Annotated in this window: 19 protein-coding genes; 14 read left to right on the forward strand and 5 right to left on the reverse strand. The window is 37.4% G+C overall.

The window, feature by feature from the left end; translation table 11 throughout:
• Positions 1–94: 94 nt before the first annotated feature.
• Positions 95–1543, forward strand: coding sequence for an IS1182 family transposase (locus H0S70_RS00135; RefSeq protein WP_188321255.1), 1449 nt, complete (start codon positions 95–97; stop codon positions 1541–1543).
• A gap of 217 nt (positions 1544–1760) precedes the next feature.
• On the opposite strand, the gene H0S70_RS14395 is transcribed toward H0S70_RS00135, so the two are convergent.
• Positions 1761–1889 (reverse strand): hypothetical protein, encoded by a 129-nt coding sequence (locus H0S70_RS14395; RefSeq protein WP_262891123.1) that lies wholly within the window; start codon positions 1887–1889, stop codon positions 1761–1763.
• A 56-nt stretch (positions 1890–1945) separates the two neighbouring features.
• Complete coding sequence (locus H0S70_RS00140; RefSeq protein WP_188321256.1) at positions 1946–2281, reverse strand: HopJ type III effector protein; 336 nt, start codon at positions 2279–2281, stop codon at positions 1946–1948.
• A gap of 193 nt (positions 2282–2474) precedes the next feature.
• Here H0S70_RS00140 and H0S70_RS00145 point away from each other — a divergent pair, with 193 nt between their 5' ends.
• The 7 genes from H0S70_RS00145 (at position 2475) to H0S70_RS00175 (ending at position 7310) form a co-directional block, all read left to right on the forward strand.
• Positions 2475–3449 (forward strand): DNA cytosine methyltransferase, encoded by a 975-nt coding sequence (locus H0S70_RS00145; protein ID WP_088264236.1) that lies wholly within the window; start codon positions 2475–2477, stop codon positions 3447–3449.
• Positions 3436–4185, forward strand: a complete 750-nt coding sequence (locus tag H0S70_RS00150; protein WP_188321257.1) for a hypothetical protein — start codon at positions 3436–3438, stop codon at positions 4183–4185. The genes H0S70_RS00145 and H0S70_RS00150 overlap by 14 nt, the downstream gene beginning before the upstream one ends.
• A 187-nt stretch (positions 4186–4372) precedes the next feature.
• Entirely contained in the window at positions 4373–4516 is a 144-nt protein-coding gene (locus H0S70_RS00155) for a hypothetical protein (protein WP_188321258.1), read from the forward strand.
• Between the two features lie 115 nt (positions 4517–4631).
• Complete coding sequence (locus H0S70_RS00160; RefSeq protein ID WP_188321259.1) at positions 4632–5150, forward strand: HNH endonuclease; 519 nt, start codon at positions 4632–4634, stop codon at positions 5148–5150.
• 61 nt (positions 5151–5211) lie between these two features.
• Positions 5212–6081 (forward strand): Abi family protein, encoded by an 870-nt coding sequence (locus H0S70_RS00165; protein ID WP_123248532.1) that lies wholly within the window; start codon positions 5212–5214, stop codon positions 6079–6081.
• 227 nt (positions 6082–6308) lie between these two features.
• Positions 6309–6590 (forward strand): hypothetical protein, encoded by a 282-nt coding sequence (locus H0S70_RS00170; protein ID WP_188321260.1) that lies wholly within the window; start codon positions 6309–6311, stop codon positions 6588–6590.
• A gap of 12 nt (positions 6591–6602) precedes the next feature.
• Entirely contained in the window at positions 6603–7310 is a 708-nt protein-coding gene (locus H0S70_RS00175) for a hypothetical protein (protein ID WP_188321261.1), read from the forward strand.
• Positions 7311–7382: 72 nt separating this feature from the next.
• Here H0S70_RS00175 and H0S70_RS00180 read toward each other — a convergent pair whose 3' ends face one another.
• Positions 7383–9728 (reverse strand): polyribonucleotide nucleotidyltransferase, encoded by a 2346-nt coding sequence (locus tag H0S70_RS00180; protein WP_188321262.1) that lies wholly within the window; start codon positions 9726–9728, stop codon positions 7383–7385.
• A gap of 251 nt (positions 9729–9979) precedes the next feature.
• On the opposite strand from H0S70_RS00180, the gene H0S70_RS00185 reads away from it, so the two are divergent.
• The gene (locus tag H0S70_RS00185; protein WP_031501857.1) at positions 9980–10222 is read left to right on the forward strand and encodes a GlsB/YeaQ/YmgE family stress response membrane protein; all 243 of its coding nucleotides are present in this window, start codon (positions 9980–9982) and stop codon (positions 10220–10222) included.
• A 70-nt stretch (positions 10223–10292) separates the two neighbouring features.
• Here H0S70_RS00185 and rpsO read toward each other — a convergent pair whose 3' ends face one another.
• Positions 10293–10562, reverse strand: coding sequence for a 30S ribosomal protein S15 (gene rpsO, locus H0S70_RS00190; RefSeq protein WP_123904408.1), 270 nt, complete (start codon positions 10560–10562; stop codon positions 10293–10295).
• Between the two features lie 176 nt (positions 10563–10738).
• On the opposite strand from rpsO, the gene H0S70_RS00195 reads away from it, so the two are divergent.
• The 3 genes from H0S70_RS00195 (at position 10739) to H0S70_RS00205 (ending at position 13447) form a co-directional block, all read left to right on the forward strand.
• Positions 10739–11308 (forward strand): pyruvate decarboxylase, encoded by a 570-nt coding sequence (locus tag H0S70_RS00195; RefSeq protein WP_228406609.1) that lies wholly within the window; start codon positions 10739–10741, stop codon positions 11306–11308.
• A gap of 79 nt (positions 11309–11387) precedes the next feature.
• Complete coding sequence (gene mgtE, locus H0S70_RS00200; protein WP_394367328.1) at positions 11388–12710, forward strand: magnesium transporter; 1323 nt, start codon at positions 11388–11390, stop codon at positions 12708–12710.
• A gap of 11 nt (positions 12711–12721) precedes the next feature.
• Positions 12722–13447, forward strand: a complete 726-nt coding sequence (locus tag H0S70_RS00205) for an ABC transporter substrate-binding protein (protein ID WP_188321264.1) — start codon at positions 12722–12724, stop codon at positions 13445–13447.
• Between the two features lie 51 nt (positions 13448–13498).
• Here the strand turns inward: H0S70_RS00205 and dapA are convergent, their stop codons facing one another.
• On the reverse strand, positions 13499–14371 hold the full coding sequence (gene dapA / locus H0S70_RS00210) for a 4-hydroxy-tetrahydrodipicolinate synthase (protein ID WP_188321265.1): 873 nt from the start codon (positions 14369–14371) through the stop codon (positions 13499–13501).
• A gap of 110 nt (positions 14372–14481) precedes the next feature.
• Between dapA and H0S70_RS00215 the strand changes: the two genes are divergently transcribed.
• Both H0S70_RS00215 and H0S70_RS00220 read left to right on the forward strand, forming a co-directional pair.
• Positions 14482–15252: a 5'-nucleotidase C-terminal domain-containing protein gene (locus H0S70_RS00215; RefSeq protein ID WP_188321266.1), complete on the forward strand. Its 771-nt coding sequence runs from the start codon at positions 14482–14484 to the stop codon at positions 15250–15252.
• A complete protein-coding gene (locus tag H0S70_RS00220; RefSeq protein WP_188321267.1) occupies positions 15245–16195 on the forward strand; it encodes a bifunctional metallophosphatase/5'-nucleotidase in 951 nt (316 codons plus the stop codon). The genes H0S70_RS00215 and H0S70_RS00220 overlap by 8 nt, the downstream gene beginning before the upstream one ends.
• Positions 16196–16203: the final 8 nt, after the last annotated feature.

The following is a 16203-nucleotide window of genomic DNA, read 5'->3' on the forward strand; positions in this document are numbered from 1 at the left end:
AAAAGTCTTCTGGGCAATCAGAAAAAAGGAGTTAAAACAGTAATGTTTTCGCTCCTTTTTTTGTATATTTAATTTGTAAACCAGTCATTTATAGATGTTAGTACAACAGCAAAGAGTTCAGTTTAGTGCCTATTCTGATTTATATAACCTGATCATTCCAAAGGAGAATATTCTTCGTAAAATTAACGAGGTGATTGACTTCTCCTTCATTTATGATGAACTTTTGAACAAATATTGTTTAAATAATGGTCGTAATGCCGAAAGTCCAATCCGCATGTTTAAATATCTTTTGCTTAAAAGTATTTATACCCTTTCTGATGTGGACGTTGTGGAGCGTTCGCGGTTCGATATGTCGTTCAAATATTTTTTGGAAATGGCTCCGGAAGAGGACGTGATCAATCCCAGTTCCCTCACTAAATTTAGAAAACTGCGTTTGAAGGACACCGATTTATTGAATTTGCTGATAGGAAAAACCGTCGCAATAGCTATTGACAAAGGCATCATAAAAAGCAAATCCATCATTGTGGATGCCACGCATACCTTGTCCCGATCAAACCCTTTTTCGGCGCTGGAAGTGCTTAGGGAACGTTCCAAGTTACTTCGCAAAACAGTTTATCAGTTTGACGAAGAGTTCAAGTCTAAAATGCCATCCAAGAATGTTGAAAATGATTTGAACAAAGAATTAGCCTACTGCAAAGAGCTTGAAAAATCTATTGAAAACGAGCCCTCCCTAAGTTCGATTCCGGCAGTAAAGGAGAAACTGAACCTGTTAAAGGAAACAGCCAATGACACTGGCGAACAGTTGGTTTTTTCAAAAGATACGGATGCCAAAACAGGACACAAGTCGGCTGACAGTCCATTTTTTGGTTACAAGACACACCTGGCAATGAGTGAGGAACGCATTATTACGGCGGCGGTGGTTACTTCGGGCGAAAAAGGAGACGGCCCAGAACTGCCCAAACTCTTAAAAATCAGCCAGGAAAACGGAATGGACGTGGAGGCGATCATTGGTGATGCCGCTTATTCCGGGAAAGAAAATCTGAAAATTGCCCGTGATCAGAGCATTAAAATCGTAGCAAAACTGAATCCTTCTATTACACAGAGATTTAGAAAAGATCAAGACCGGTTTGACTATAACAAAGATGCTGACAGATTTGTTTGTCCCGCAGGACATCTGGCGACAAGAAAAGCCCGCCAAAACAAAAAGAATGTTGGCAAAAACCAAGTGGATGTATATTATTTTGATATAGAAAAATGCAGATTATGCCCCATGAGAGAAGGCTGTTACAAAGATGGAGCAAAATCTAAGACCTATTCTGTCTCCATAAAATCAGAACTGCATCAGGATCAAATGGATTTTCAGGAAAGCGATTATTACAGGGAGAAATCGAAGCAACGGTATAAGATTGAGGCGAAAAACAGCGAACTTAAAAACGCCCACGGATACGGCAAAGCAACATCCTATGGCCTAGAAAATATGCAGATGCAGGGAGCGATGGCTATTTTCGCAGTCAATTTGAAGAGAATTCTGAAATTAATCTGAAAGGGAAGGGCAAAAAACCAATACATCTAAAAACGGGCAATGCTTAAGCCAAAAGCAGCCTCATACCCCCGATAAAATCAAAACTTCAAAAAAAGGAAAAGAGCTCATTACAGAATTTAAACTCCTGTAATAAGCTCTTAGTTAATGACCGAAAACCATAAATCCTAAAATTGATACGGTTTTTCAGTGGCCTCCGTAAATGATGCGGTATTTTTATTTACTTGGCGTTTGCCATTGTTTTTTCCTGTTGTTTTTTGGCTTGACGTTCTTCGTATTTTTTCATAAAATAACCGATTGCAATTGGCGCAACCCACATCAGGATTTTTCTTAAAAGTGCTGGATTCATAATAATATTTTTTTATGACTTAGCACTTTCAAGAATTACGCCAAACATTTTGCAGGTTAGTCCTTTTCAGCCAGTGCCTCTCCCTCGAAAGCAATTCCGTCCCATCCATATTGCATAAAGTTGCGGATGTTTTGGTGGTCGCTGCCTTCAGGATTTTCCAGCACATCAGTTCTGTAGAAATCCCCGAACAGCGCCAGCGTTTCCTCTTCGTTAAGCCCCTTCAGCTTTGCAAAACTGAAAACCTTACACGAGCCGTTATTTTCCCCCGCTTCATTCACCGCAGTTCCGTTCCTGAATTTCGTCGGCACGAAATCATAATGTTCATCAATATAGGCAATCACTTCTTTAAAGTTGATGGTGGTAGGGGAGGTTTTGAGTTGGTTTAGTAGCATTTTTAAATTTTTTTTCAAAAATAAAGTTTATTTGAGAAAATAGCTTTGTTTCTAATGAAATTTTGCTCTGTGATTTGACTGCTAACGAATTGTAGTAAAGTTGGAATGTTTTAGATTGATTTTGCAGGTAATTTAAATACATACTTTCTTAATAATCTTAAATACATTAAGTTTGCATAATATAATTTTCAAAATGGAAACAATAAAATTTATTGACTTGTTTTGTGGGATTGGCGGTTTCAGAGTTGCAATGGATGAGGCTTGTACTGAAAACAACATTGTTCCCAAGTGTGTCTTCTCTTCTGACATAGATAAATATTGCCAAGATAGTTACGAAAATAATTTTGGACATAGGCCTGCAGGGGATATTACACAAGTTGACGTAAAATCAATTCCTGATCATGATATCCTATTTGCGGGTTTTCCTTGCCAACCTTTTAGTATCATCGGACAGATGAAAGGTTTTGATGATACTCGAGGAACATTGTTTTTTCATATTGCTAACATTTTGAAAGAAAAAATGCCCAAGGCATTTATTCTTGAAAATGTGAAACAATTGGTAGGACATAATGGAGGCCAAACGTTAAAGGTTATCCTTAAAACCTTAAGTGATCTTGGTTATCACGTTCAATATGCAGTATTAAATGCCCTTGATTACGGTCTCCCACAAAAAAGAGAAAGAGTTTTAATAGTAGGACATAGGGAACCAATTCTGTTTTCTTTTCCTTCACCTGTGCGTCCATTTAGACCTCTATCTGAAATATTAGAGAAAAAGGTTGACCAAAAGTATCATGCTTCTGAATATATAAGAGAAAAAAGAAAGAACAGCCATAAATCCGCATATAAACTATCCATTTGGCACGAAAACAAATCTGGAAATATTTGCAGCTATCCATATTCTTGTGCATTACGAGCGGGAGCTTCCTATAATTATTTACTTGTAAATGGCGAAAGAAGGTTAACTCCAAGAGAGATGTTTAGATTACAAGGTTTTCCGGACACATACCATATTATTAATAACGATACTCAGGCGAGAAAACAAGCAGGAAACGCAGTTCCTGTAAACCTGGTAAAAGCCACGATTTTAAAGTTATTGCCTTATGTAGCAACAACTTTGGATATGACGACCGTTTTGAGAGAATATCAAGTAGAATATGGCAAAAAATAAACCCAAGCTAAGAACGGTAGAGAAATCGTTACCACCATTTCCTTTAAATGAGTTTCCAAAGAACTTTCCATTTATCCTTGGTAAAGAGCTAGTTTATCTACTAGCATCCAAAGGTAAAGCGATACTCGAAGGCTCCGAGTTCGAAGCAATTTTTGCAACTTGTATCGGTGCTGAATGGAAACCCTCAAATGTTGGCCTTGATGATATTATTCTAGGTAATACTGCTTGGGGAGCAAAAACTGTTAAAGCAACTAAACCTGCAACGCAGAAAAAGGTAAGATTAATTTCAGGCCGAAACTCCCCAGTGTATTCTTTCGGTGAAACGATTGATACACAGCATGATCCAAATGTAGTTGGACAATCCGTTTTAGAAATATGGAATGAAAGAGTTTCTGCTGTTAGAGAAAAATTTCAAAACTTACGAACAGTAGTTTTAGTAAAATCTAACGACCTGACTGAAGTTGTGGTATTTGAATTTGACACTATTCGATATGATCCGGAGCTTTTTGCTTGGGAATGGAACAAAAATGATAATCTTGTTGGGATTGAGAAATCTACAACAGAACACCGGTTTACATGGCAACCTCATGGATCCCAGTTTACCATAATTGAGGAAATTCCAGAAGATAGTTTACTAGTAAAAATTAAAGAGCCTGAAACGCTAAATAAAGAAGATGTCTTAACGGCATTAGGTTTTGATAAATCTTGGATTAGTGTAACCAAACGTAATGGCTGAGATTTATAGAATCCCCCGCTCCCGCGCGATTCCATAGCGTAGCCCCCACTAAACCCAACCTCCGAAGTCCACCACTTCGGAAGTTTCTTTTTGCGCCGCTAAATCCTTCCACAACCCCTCAGAAATCCTTCCGCAACCCCCAGAAATCCCTCCGCAACTGCAGGAAATCATTCCGCAACTCCAGGAAATGGTTCCGCAACTGCAGGAAATGGTTCCGCAACTGTTAGAAATGGTTCCGCAAGTGCAGGAAATGGTAAAACAACATTGCGGAATGATTTCTGTAATTGATAATTTGTTTATTTTACCATTTATTTGTTATATTTACAATTAAATACATAAAATAATGGAAAATCCTGAAAACACAAATCCGCAAAGCGGTAATTCTCCCAGAAACCAATATGTTTCCGCAGAACAGTTGATTGCGAAAATGAAAGATTGACGATTACATGAGCAGCCACCGGTTCCAAACCAACATCACGGAACTCAAAAATTATTTTACGAGTGTGATCGATTGGGTTTCCACCGTATTTGATGACGTAGAAACAGAAATGCGCGGACTAGAGTGGGGCAGATTATACGAAACTTACCGCAAAAAACCATATGACCCGAAAGCAATATCAGCGCAAGTTCGCGAACTCTACGCAGACCCTTACATCAAAACTCGAAAAGGAATCTTTGAATATATTTTGGGCGGTTGTGTAGACACAAAATTATTAGAAGTCCGCGTTTTCGATGAAGCCACGAAGAAATCGGTGTACGCCCTGCAAACCAAAAAGGCAATTGATAACAAAATTTCCAACTGTCCTTTATGCACTCTTGGTCACGATTCCAACAAAACCCGAATTTACAAATTCACTGAAATGGATGCAGACCATGTTTCAGCATGGAGCAAAGGGGGTGCAACTGATTCAAAAAACTGCGAGATGTTGTGCAAAACGCACAATAGGGCGAAAGGGAATAAGTAAAGTTTGATTATATCGGAAAAACTTTTAACCTAAACATATTAAACAAACACATTCAGGAAATATGGGAAATGTTGCGACTACTGTTCAAGCCCAACTAAAATTGTTAAAAGATAGGGGCCTGGAAATACGAAATGACGAAAAAGCAATGGAAATCTTGCTGGATGTTGGTTATTACAGGTTGGGGTTTTACTTTTATTACTTTCAGGATCCACTAACGCACAATTTTGAAGAAGGAATATGTTTGGATGACATTATAGATCTCTATTATTTTGATTTCGATATAAAAATGCTCTTGCTCCGGTATATATACAGGTTAGAAGTTCATTTTCGTACACAATTGGTCTATTACGCTTCCAATCTTTACAGTTCCAATAATATATGGTATGCAGATCCAAAGATCGTGAACAATGAAATTCTTAAGGAGTTTAATAATATTTATTACATACTTAAAACAAATAACAACATTTTAGCAAAGCACCACATAAAATATCCCCATGATGCATTTGCGCCCGCATGGAAAGTATTTGAATTTTTTACTTTTGGGCAGACGTTCAAGTTTTATTCTAACCTGAAAAATGAAGAACTAAAAAAGAAAATAGCAGGTGTGTATGGATTTCGCGACGTATCTCTTCTAAACAACTATTTGCTATCTATAATTAATATCCGGAATATTTGCTCACATAATGCGGTACTATATGATTTTAATCAACCCATCGGAATCAGAAGAATCCCTAATTTAAAATATAGATTCAAGACCAGCAATACTACAAATCTGAATGCTTCTATTAGGTTATTGCTTTATTTGTTAAGTAAAGTTTCCCAAAATAGAGCGGAAGATTTGGAGCGCGATTTGCGAGCAGAATTTGAAAAAGGAAAATCTAAAGTTTTAGTAAACAGAATAATAAATAATAAGATAAAGTTTGATTTATAGCATCTAATGTTATATATTTGCAGAACAAAAGTGCCCTATTATACAATCTGCTATAACTGAGCACTATAAAATAAGAATATTTTAACCCGAACATTGCAAAATGCTTCGGGTTTTTTTATCGAGTTGAAAACAAAGATTCATAAGTTATCCCCAAACGCTCCCGCGCGATTCGATCGCGTAGCATCTAAAACCCCAACCTCCGAAGTTCCCACTTCGGAGATTTCTTTTTGCTCTGCCAAATCCTTCCACACGCTTCAGAAATCCTTCCGCAAGCGCAGGAAATAGTTCCGCAACTGCATGAAATCATTCCGCAACTGCAGGAAATGGTTCCGCAACTGCTAGAAATGGTTCCGCAACTGTTAGAAAGGGTTCCGCAACTGTTAGAAATCATTCCGCAAGCGTTAGAAATGGTTCCGCAAGTGCAGGAAATGGTAAAACAACATTGCGGAATGATTTCTGTAATTGATAATTTGTTTATTTCACTATTTATTTGTTATATTTACAATTAAATACATAAAATAATGGAAAATCCTGAAAACACAAATCCGCAAAGCGGTAACAAATCGTCGAGAAACCAATATGTTTCCGCAGAACAGTTGATTGCGAAAATGAAAGTCGCTTTCACCAATGCCAAACAGCCCGAAATCTTGGCCGAGCTGGGTACTGTAGGCATTACGGAAACTCAACTGGATGATTATCTTACAGAAATTAGCAATCTGGAACAGCTTAGCCAGCAACAGATTCGGGAGTATGGCGAGCAGTATGCTGCGACTGATCTATTTAATAAAAAGAGAGAGGAAATTGACGGTACCTTTGCCCGCCACCGTAATCTGGCGAAAATTATTTTCAAAGGCGACCGCCAGGCCAATACAACGCTGGGCATCGATGATGGTCGCAAACAGGCGTATGCGGCGTGGTATCAGCAGGTCAATAATTTCTATTCTCAGATTTTAGCGAATCCGGAATTCAAAACCAAAGCCGCCACAGTGAATATCGACGATGCCGCAATTGCTGCGCAACAAGCCGCGTTGCAGGAAGTGTCGGCATTGAAAGAATCTCAGAAAAAAGAACTCGGCGAGGCGCAGAGAGCAACCGATACGCGGGATGCCGCTTTGGATCTGCTTTATCCAAAATATACGCAGCTCGTGGCTTTTGCCAAGGTGCTTTTCCCCAATGATCAAACGCTGGAAAAACTCGGCATTATCGTAAAAAGGGAAAGCAGTTTCTAATCATACATTATATCGATATTATAAAAAAAACCACCGAATCATCGGTGGTTTCATTATTATAAATCTGGAAGATTAGAATCCTTCCGGCTTCTGATCTTCAGTGTTTTCACTTTCATTCAATGGCTTGAAGGTGTCTTCACCGGCAGGTCTTTCGTTTTGTCGACCACTGTGTTGTGGTCTGTCGTTGCCTGGTCTGTGGTTTCCTCCCTCTCTTCTGTCGCCACCGTCTCTGCGGTCATCTCTTCTGTCGTTTCTTGGGCCACGGTTGTCGCGGTTGTCACCTTCACCTTCTTTACGTTCCGTTCTTGGAGGTCTTTGCAACAATACTTTTCTGGAAAGTTTCATCTTCTTACGGTCGTCGTAACCCATGAATTTTACTTCCACCATGTCGCCTTCGTTATAAGGAACCTTGTCAAGTCTTGCCCATTCGATTTCTGAGATGTGAAGAAGACCTTCAGTACCTTTAGCAATCGCTACAAACGCACCGAAATCCATTACTTTCACCACTTTACCGTTGTAAACTTCGCCTACTACAGGAACGAAAGTGATTTCGTTGATCGCAGCGATGGTCGCATTGATATTCTCTCTGCTTACGCCGGAGATTTCAATTCTTCCGATTTCACCGATTTCTTCAATCGCGATTACGGTATCGAAATCTTTCTGCATCTGTTGAATGATTTTTCCACCAGGCCCGATTACAGCACCGATAAATTCTTTCGGAATTTCCAATACTTCCATTTTCGGAGCGTGTGGTTTCACATCAACTCTTGGTTTATCAATAGTTTTTAGGATTTCTCCTAAAATATGAAGTCTTCCTTCTCTTGCTTGGTTTAGCGCGGTTTCCATGATGTCCATTGTTAAACCTTGGATTTTGATATCCATTTGGCAAGCGGTGATTCCGTCGGCAGTTCCGGTTACTTTGAAATCCATGTCACCCAAGTGATCTTCATCTCCTAAGATATCAGAAAGTACCGTGAATTTGCCTGATTTAGGATCGGTAATTAATCCCATTGCAATTCCGGAAACTGGTTTTGAAATTTGTACACCGGCATCCATTAAAGCTAATGTTCCGGCACAAACTGTTGCCATGGAAGAAGAACCGTTGGATTCCAAAATATCGGAAACAATACGGATGGTATATGGATTTTCTTTAGGAATCACATTTGCCAAGGCTCTTTGAGCAAGATTTCCGTGTCCAACCTCTCTTCTTGAAGTTCCTCTTAAAGGTCTTGCTTCACCAGTTGAAAATGGTGGGAAATTATAGTGTAAGAAGAATTTTTCATCATAATTAATCGCAACAGAATCTACCATATTTGCATCTTTTACAGAACCTAAAGTTACCGCTGTTAAAGATTGAGTTTCCCCTCTGGTAAAGATTGCAGAACCGTGTGCTCCTGGTAAATAATCGATTTCAGACCAAATTGGGCGAATCGTTTTTGGATCTCTACCATCTAATCTGATTCCTTCGTTAAGGATCATTTGGCGCATTGCCTCTTTTTCAACATCGTGGAAGTAAACTTTCGCGAAAGGTTTTACGGTTTCTAGTTCTTCTTCAGAGTATTGTGCTAAAAATTCATTTAAAACCGCTTTGAAGTTTTCACCTCTTTCTTCTTTAGTAGAAGGTGTTTTAGCTACAGCATATACTTTGTCGTAAGTTTCTTTCCAAACTTTTTCGCGAATTTCTTCGTCGTGAGTTTCGTGGGAATATTCTCTTTTGGTAAGAGAAGACGCTACTTTTGCAGCAAATCTTTCTTGAGCTTCTACTTGAATTTTAATTTCTTCGTGAGCGTACTGGATCGCTTCGATCATTTCCGCTTCGGTGATTTCTTTCATTTCACCTTCCACCATTACGATAGAGTCTTTTGTAGCTCCTACCATAATGTCTAAATCTGCGTTCGCTAAATTTTCAAGACTTGGGTTGATGGAAAATGTACCATCGATTCTTACAACTCTTACTTCAGACATTGGTCCGTTGAAAGGAATATCTGTAATAGCAATGGCTGCAGAAGCTGCAAGACCTGCTAAAGTTTCCGGCATCACTTCCTTGTCATAAGAAATCAAGGAAATCATCACCTGAACTTCCGCGTGGAAATCTTCAGGGAAAAGTGGACGTAGAACTCGGTCTACCAATCTCATGGTTAAAATTTCTTCGTCGGAAGGTCTTGCTTCTCTTCTAAAGAAATTTCCCGGAATTTTACCGCCGGCGTAGAATTTTTCGCGGTAATCTACTGTTAATGGAAGGAAATCTACACCAGGATTGGCTTCTTTGTTGGCTACTACAGTTGCGAGCAACATCGTTCCGCCACATTTCACTACTACCGAACCATCGGCTTGTTTTGCCAGTTTACCTGTTTCTAAGGTAATTTCCCGGCCGTCTTTTAATTGAAATTTTTCAATAATTGCTTGTGGAGCATTCATAAATTGGTTTCGTCTTTGGCACTCCGTATTGAGTGCGGTTAAATATTTAATCGTTTTAAATTTTCGTGAGCAAATATACGGTTTTTCTGCGAATTTATTTTTTCAAATATCGGTTGATGGCGATTTTTGATCTTGTTTAATAGTGATTTATGGTGGTTTTTAACCTCTTTGTAATGCCGGAAATTTTTATTTGAATTTTAAAATGGCATATTTAATGTATTAAAACGAGCAAGCATTAAAAATATAGAATTATGGAAATTTTATGGACACTCATTATTGGCGCAGTCGCAGGATGGCTTGGTGCGCAGATTTTTAAAGGCGGAAGTCTTGGGTTAATCGGGAATATTATCGTCGGAATTATCGGTGGTGTAATTGGATATTACCTTTTAGGGACCACTTTTGGTACAGCGGTAATCGGTCAGATTTTAACCGGAGCTGTTGGTTCTATTATTTTATTGGCTGTGATTAATCTTTTAACCGGAAGGAGGGTTTAATTTTATTAAATTAAATCTCATAAAAAAAGCAACCCATTTCTGAGTTGCTTTTTTTAATTGTAATCGAAGATTATTTTCTGATTCCTAATTCAGCGATAATTGCTCTGTAACGTGCAATTTCTTTTTTCTTAAGATAATCTAATAAACTTTTTCTTTTCCCTACTAATTTTACCAAAGATCTTTCGGTATTGTAATCGTGACGATTAGCTTTTAAGTGTTGAGATAAGTGATTGATTCTGTAGGTAAATAGTGCAATTTGCCCTTCAGCGCTTCCTGTGTCTGAGTCAGACTTTCCGTGTTTTGCGAAGATTTCTTTCTTCTTGTCAGTTGTTAAGTACATTCCAATATTATTTTAATGATTATTATGTAACGGGTGCAAAAGTACAACATTATTTTCTTTCCTGAAAAACATTATTAATCTAATGAATTAAATTATTCAAAATAAATGTTAAAAAAACCTTAAAATTTTCATTGTCAATTCATTCAATGGCAGTATTTTTGCTGAGACAAATACCAATGAAAAAAATCTATCAACTTCTTTTCTCGCTCCTTTTTATACTATCTGGTTTTCAAATGGTTTCGGCTCAATTTGGCGTATCGCAAAAAGAAGACAAGAAGCAGAATATCATTTATTTCAATCCAGAAATTTTCCCCGAAATTGAGGAAATCAAAGAGCCAACTTACATGGCATTTTATGCCGCGACTTCAGAAAAAAGCAGTCCGTTTCGCAGCTACAAATCTTTAAGAGTTGATGCCAATATTCCTTATGATTCCGTAGATATTGATGCGATTAAAGAATATTGTAAAAACAACAATGCACAACTTGCTGTCGTTCCGAAGGTTAAATATTTCAAAGTAGGTTTTGGTAAATATGTTTTTTCCAATCAGGTGATTATCAGTATGAAATTGTATGATTCTATGGGAAATTTCCTAACGGAAACCAATTACGATACCTACAAGAAGAATGCGAGAATTCTTGGCTCAGCTGAAAATTCTATTAAGATCGGTACTTCCGGCGCGGTAAGTAAAATGGGTAAAAACCTTCGCAAGTCCAAAAGTTTTTTTCTTGGTAGTACCGAAGATTAAGCTTTTTTCGCCTTTATAAACATCATTTAATTCGGTTTTTGTAAGTTTTTGATTTATTTTTGCAATTCTAGAAAAAAGAATTTTGAATACACAGGAACTTATTTTTAACCCGGCAGATATTGCAGAAACGCTTAGCGAACTTCCTGTTAAAGAGCGTGTCCTGGCATTTCTGAAAGTTCCGAAACAATACAAAGCCGAAGTTTTTTCGCATCTGGATCCAGATTTTCAAGAAGAAACAATCCGCAGCATCGGCAGTGAAGAGGTTTCTGAAATCCTCAATGCGATGACTCCAGATGACAGAACTGCTTTGTTCGAAGATTTTCCGGATGAACTCATTAAGTATTCCATCAACCACCTTAATCCTCAGGAAAGAAGAATTGCCCTGAAACTTTTGGGTTATAATGCAGATTCTATCGCACGTTTGATGACGCCTTATTACATTCAAATTCGCAAAGAATGGACGGTGAAAAGATGTTTCCAACAAATTAAAAAAGTTGGTAAAAAGATGGAAACCATGAATCATCTTTATGTGGTAGATGAAAGAAATAAGTTAATTGATGATATCGCCATTGGATCCTTGCTTTTGGCAGAAGAAGATACCCTGATTTCAGAAATTACCGATAATCATTTTGTGGCGATTACCACGACCACTTCCAAGGAAGATGCGGTGCAATATTTTGAAAAATATGATAGAACCGCGCTTCCGATTGTTACCGAAGCCGGAGTTTTGGTCGGCATTGTAACGATTGATGATATTTTGGATCAAATCGAGCAACAAAATACCGAAGATATCCAAAAATTCGGAGGGATGGAAGCGCTGGATGAACCATACCGACAAACTCATTGGTTTGAAATGATCAAAAAGCGGGGTTTTTGGTTGATTTTATTATTTTTATTTCAAATGTTAACAGCTTCCGCGATGGGATTTTTCGAAGATGAAATTCAGAAAGCGGTGGTGCTCACTTTATTTGTTCCACTCATTATTTCAAGTGGCGGAAACACTGGTTCGCAAGCGGCTACATTGATTATTCGTGCGATGGCACTTCAGGAAATTACCGTGAAAGATTGGTGGTTGGTTATCAAAAAAGAAATCGTTACCGGAATGGTTCTCGGCGGACTTTTGGGAGTATTCGGATTCTTCAGAATTATGCTTTGGCAAAATGCTGGTTGGTTCGATTATGGCCAATATTGGGAATTTATCGGAGTCAGTGTCGGGATTTCTTTGATGATGATTGTAATGTGGGGAACACTTTCCGGGTCGATGGTTCCTTTCGTTTTGAAGCGTTTTAAGCTTGATCCTGCAACTTCTTCGGCTCCATTTGTGGCAACTTTGGTCGATGTTACCGGATTGGTTATCTATTTTTCCGTTGCAGGTTTCCTTTTGAGTGGGAAACTTCTTTAAAAAAACTTGCTATGAAAATCATTTCTCTGGTTCCTAGTATTACCGAAGCGCTTTTTGATTTTGGATTGAGTGAGAAAGAAGTTATTGGCCGAACGAAATTTTGTATTCAACCTAAAAATACCGTCCAAAAAGTTGAAATCATCGGTGGAACAAAAAATCTGAATATTGCCAAAATTAAAAGTCTAAATCCCGATTTAATCATTGCCAATAAAGAAGAAAACGTAAAAGAGCAGATCGAAGAATTGCAGAAAGATTTCAAAGTTTTGGTGACCAATATTTCCAATTTGGAAGATAATTATTACCTTCTAAAAACGTTGGGAAATTTACTTGAAAAACAAGAAATCGCGCAGAAATTTAATTTGAAAATCTATGAAATTTTAGCTAAATTTTCTGATTTAGAAAAGAAAAAATGCGCTTATTTGATTTGGAAAAATCCTTATATGACGGTAGGTTTTGATACTTTTATTCATGATATTTTGGATAAAATAGGTTTTCAAAATATTTTTAAAAATCAAAAAAGATATCCGGAAGTTTCAGTGGTAGATTTGAAAGCTGCGGATTATATTTTTCTTTCTTCGGAACCGTTTCCGTTTCAGCAAAAACATATCGATGAACTTCAGAAAGAACTTCCTGCTGCGAAAATATTTTTAGTAGATGGTGAAGCTTTTTCGTGGTACGGCACCCGACTTGCGAAGTGTGAAAGTTATTTTCAAAATTTGGTTGAAAATTGCAGATAAAAAAAAGGACTTTTCGAAAGAAGAGTCCTTTTAAATTTGATTTAAATTGAATTAAATTTTAGCCATTTCAGCTTTTATTTTTTCCTGCAAACCATTGCTTGCAGCAACTAACGGAAGTCTTAAATAATTTTTGATGATTCCTAATTCAGCTAAAACGGTTTTAATTCCGGCCGGATTTCCTTCCGCGAAGATCAATCTTGTGATTTCAACCAATTTATTGTGGATTTCGTACGCTTCGTTCACTTTTCCGTCAAAAGCTAGCTGAACCATCGTAGAAAATTCTTTGGGATAACCTTGTCCGATCACCGAAATAACGCCGTTTCCGCCTGCTAAAGTTACGGGAAGCGTATATTCATCATCACCGGAAACCAAATTGAAATTCGCAGGTTTTAATCTTAAAATATCAAAATACTGCAAGATATTTGGCGCGGCCTCTTTGATCATGATTAAATTCGGAAATTCCTCTGCTAATCTCAAAGTTGTGGATGCTTCAACATTTTGTCCGGTTCGGGAAGGAACGTTGTAAATAATGATGTTTTTTCCTGTTGAAGCCAATGCTTTATAATGTTGGTAAAGCCCTTCCTGATTAGGTTTGTTGTAATATGGCGAAACAGAAAGCACCGCATCGAAATCTGATAAATCGGTTTCTTCGATTTGTTTTTTTACTTCCATCGTATCGTTTCCGCCGATGCCTAAAACCAAAGGAACGCGTTTGTTGTTGGCCTTTATGATATGATCGATTACCTGTTTTTTTTCTTCTGAAGAAAGCGTCGCAGCTTCTGCAGTAGTTCCCAAAATCACCAAATAATCGGTTCCGTTTTCGATATTGAAGTTGACCAATTTAGTAAGTGAATCAAAATCAACCGATAAATCTTCATTAAAAGGTGTAACCAAAGCAACACCAACTCCTTTAAAATTACTCATTTTTATAAAATTAATATTTTCAAAATTACAAAATTAAATGGAAGAATTTTCAAAAAAAATCATTAGTTAATATTCATATCTTTATATTTGCAATACAAGATTTTATCTCAATGAATACCAAATTTTTAGTTCTTGGTTTAGCAATTTTGTCGCTTTCTTCATGTAGAACGCCGCTGAATGTTGCTCAAATAAAACCAGAAAAAAACATTTCCATCTCCAAGGATTTACAGGAAGACCAAAATTTCAAAAATTTTATAGAACCTTATAAAAAGGAGGTTGAAGGGAAGATGAATACTAAAATTTCCCATACTTCGGTTGAGCTCAATAAAAAAGGGGACAATAGCAATTTGGGCAATTTGTTGGCAGATTTCACTTTCGAAGGAGCCGATGATTGGGCGAGAAAAAATGGAATTACAACTGGTGTAGATGCTGCAGTAATCAATATCGGAGGAATTCGTACAACGATTGGTGCGGGAGATATTCTCACCAAACATATTTATGAAGTTATGCCCTTTGAAAACGAGGTAATGATCGTGAAAATGAAAGGTTCGGACCTGAAAGGACTTTTCGAATATTATCTGAAAACCCAGAAAAATAATCCGGTTTCGCATTTGGTGATCGAAACGGATAATGGACTGATTGTTAATGAATTAATTAATGGTCAAAAAGTAGATGCCAACAAAGATTATTATATTGCAACCTCCGATTATTTAGCTTTGGGTGGCGATAATATGGCGTTTTTCGGAAAAGGAGAAATTATTTCAACCGGAATTAAGTTGAGAGATTTGTTTCTTGAAAAATTTAAGGCAAATCCGGAAATTGTAGCTCCGAAAGATGTACGATTGAATTTTAAAAATAAAAAAGTTAAAACTGATGAATAGAAAGCAGTTTTTGAAAACAATAGGCGTCGGAACTTTATCAATGACTTTGGCTCCGAATCTTTTGCTCGCTGAAAATCTGAAATTTTTAGAAGTAAATTCTGAACATAAACTCACAATTCTTCACACCAACGATCAACACAGCCGAATTGAACCTTTCGATGCAAGTTATACGAGAAATCCCAATCAAGGCGGTTTTGCTAGAAGAGCTGCTTTGATTCAAAAAATAAGATCAGAGGAGAAAAATCTTCTTTTGCTGGATTCCGGCGATATTTTTCAAGGAACTCCGTATTTCAATTTCTTTGGTGGTGAACTGGAATTTAAGCTAATGTCGATGATGGGTTATGATGCATCCACAATGGGAAATCATGATTTTGATAACGGTTTGGAAGGTTTCAAAAAAGTGTTGCCGAATGCGAAATTCCCTTTCATTTGTTCGAATTATGATTTCAAAAATACCATTCTCGATGGACAGACGATTCCATATAAAATTTTCAATAAAAATGGAATCAAAGTGGGTATTTTCGGTGTTGGAATAGAACTCGCAGGTTTGGTAGGAAAGAAAAGTTACGGCGAAACGGTATGGCAAAATCCCATAGAAATTGCGCAACACTATTCCGAATTTTTGAGAAATGATAAAAAATGCGATTTGGTGATCTGTCTTTCGCACATCGGCTACGATTACAAAGATGATCCAAAGAAAATTTCAGATAAAAATCTCGCTGCTCAAACCGATGGAATCGACCTTATTTTGGGTGGTCATACGCATACTTTCTTGCCGGAACCACAATCTTTTACCAATAGAAAAGGCAAAAATGTTTTGGTAAACCAAGTGGGTTGGGCAGGTTTGCTTTTAGGAAAAATCGATTTTTATTTTGATAAAAACAAAAAGGTGCAAAATATTTCATGGAATAACCAAGTTATAGATGATAGAATTTTAGTTTAATTAAACAA

The organism is Chryseobacterium manosquense (assembly GCF_014623485.1).
Classification (GTDB): Bacteria; Bacteroidota; Bacteroidia; order Flavobacteriales; family Weeksellaceae; genus Kaistella; species Kaistella haifensis.

Coding starts and splice junctions, on each gene's coding strand:
- H0S70_RS00135 (WP_188321255.1), top strand. CDS start 95: ATGTTAGTACAACAGCAAAGAGTTCAGTTTAGTGCCTATTCTGATTTA.
- H0S70_RS14395 (WP_262891123.1), bottom strand. CDS start 1,889: ATGAATCCAGCACTTTTAAGAAAAATCCTGATGTGGGTTGCGCCAATT.
- H0S70_RS00140 (WP_188321256.1), bottom strand. CDS start 2,281: ATGCTACTAAACCAACTCAAAACCTCCCCTACCACCATCAACTTTAAA.
- H0S70_RS00145 (WP_088264236.1), top strand. CDS start 2,475: ATGGAAACAATAAAATTTATTGACTTGTTTTGTGGGATTGGCGGTTTC.
- H0S70_RS00150 (WP_188321257.1), top strand. CDS start 3,436: ATGGCAAAAAATAAACCCAAGCTAAGAACGGTAGAGAAATCGTTACCA.
- H0S70_RS00155 (WP_188321258.1), top strand. CDS start 4,373: ATGGTTCCGCAACTGCAGGAAATGGTTCCGCAACTGTTAGAAATGGTT.
- H0S70_RS00160 (WP_188321259.1), top strand. CDS start 4,632: ATGAGCAGCCACCGGTTCCAAACCAACATCACGGAACTCAAAAATTAT.
- H0S70_RS00165 (WP_123248532.1), top strand. CDS start 5,212: ATGGGAAATGTTGCGACTACTGTTCAAGCCCAACTAAAATTGTTAAAA.
- H0S70_RS00175 (WP_188321261.1), top strand. CDS start 6,603: ATGGAAAATCCTGAAAACACAAATCCGCAAAGCGGTAACAAATCGTCG.
- H0S70_RS00180 (WP_188321262.1), bottom strand. CDS start 9,728: ATGAATGCTCCACAAGCAATTATTGAAAAATTTCAATTAAAAGACGGC.
- H0S70_RS00185 (WP_031501857.1), top strand. CDS start 9,980: ATGGAAATTTTATGGACACTCATTATTGGCGCAGTCGCAGGATGGCTT.
- rpsO (WP_123904408.1), bottom strand. CDS start 10,562: ATGTACTTAACAACTGACAAGAAGAAAGAAATCTTCGCAAAACACGGA.
- H0S70_RS00195 (WP_228406609.1), top strand. CDS start 10,739: ATGAAAAAAATCTATCAACTTCTTTTCTCGCTCCTTTTTATACTATCT.
- H0S70_RS00205 (WP_188321264.1), top strand. CDS start 12,722: ATGAAAATCATTTCTCTGGTTCCTAGTATTACCGAAGCGCTTTTTGAT.
- dapA (WP_188321265.1), bottom strand. CDS start 14,371: ATGAGTAATTTTAAAGGAGTTGGTGTTGCTTTGGTTACACCTTTTAAT.
- H0S70_RS00215 (WP_188321266.1), top strand. CDS start 14,482: ATGAATACCAAATTTTTAGTTCTTGGTTTAGCAATTTTGTCGCTTTCT.
- H0S70_RS00220 (WP_188321267.1), top strand. CDS start 15,245: ATGAATAGAAAGCAGTTTTTGAAAACAATAGGCGTCGGAACTTTATCA.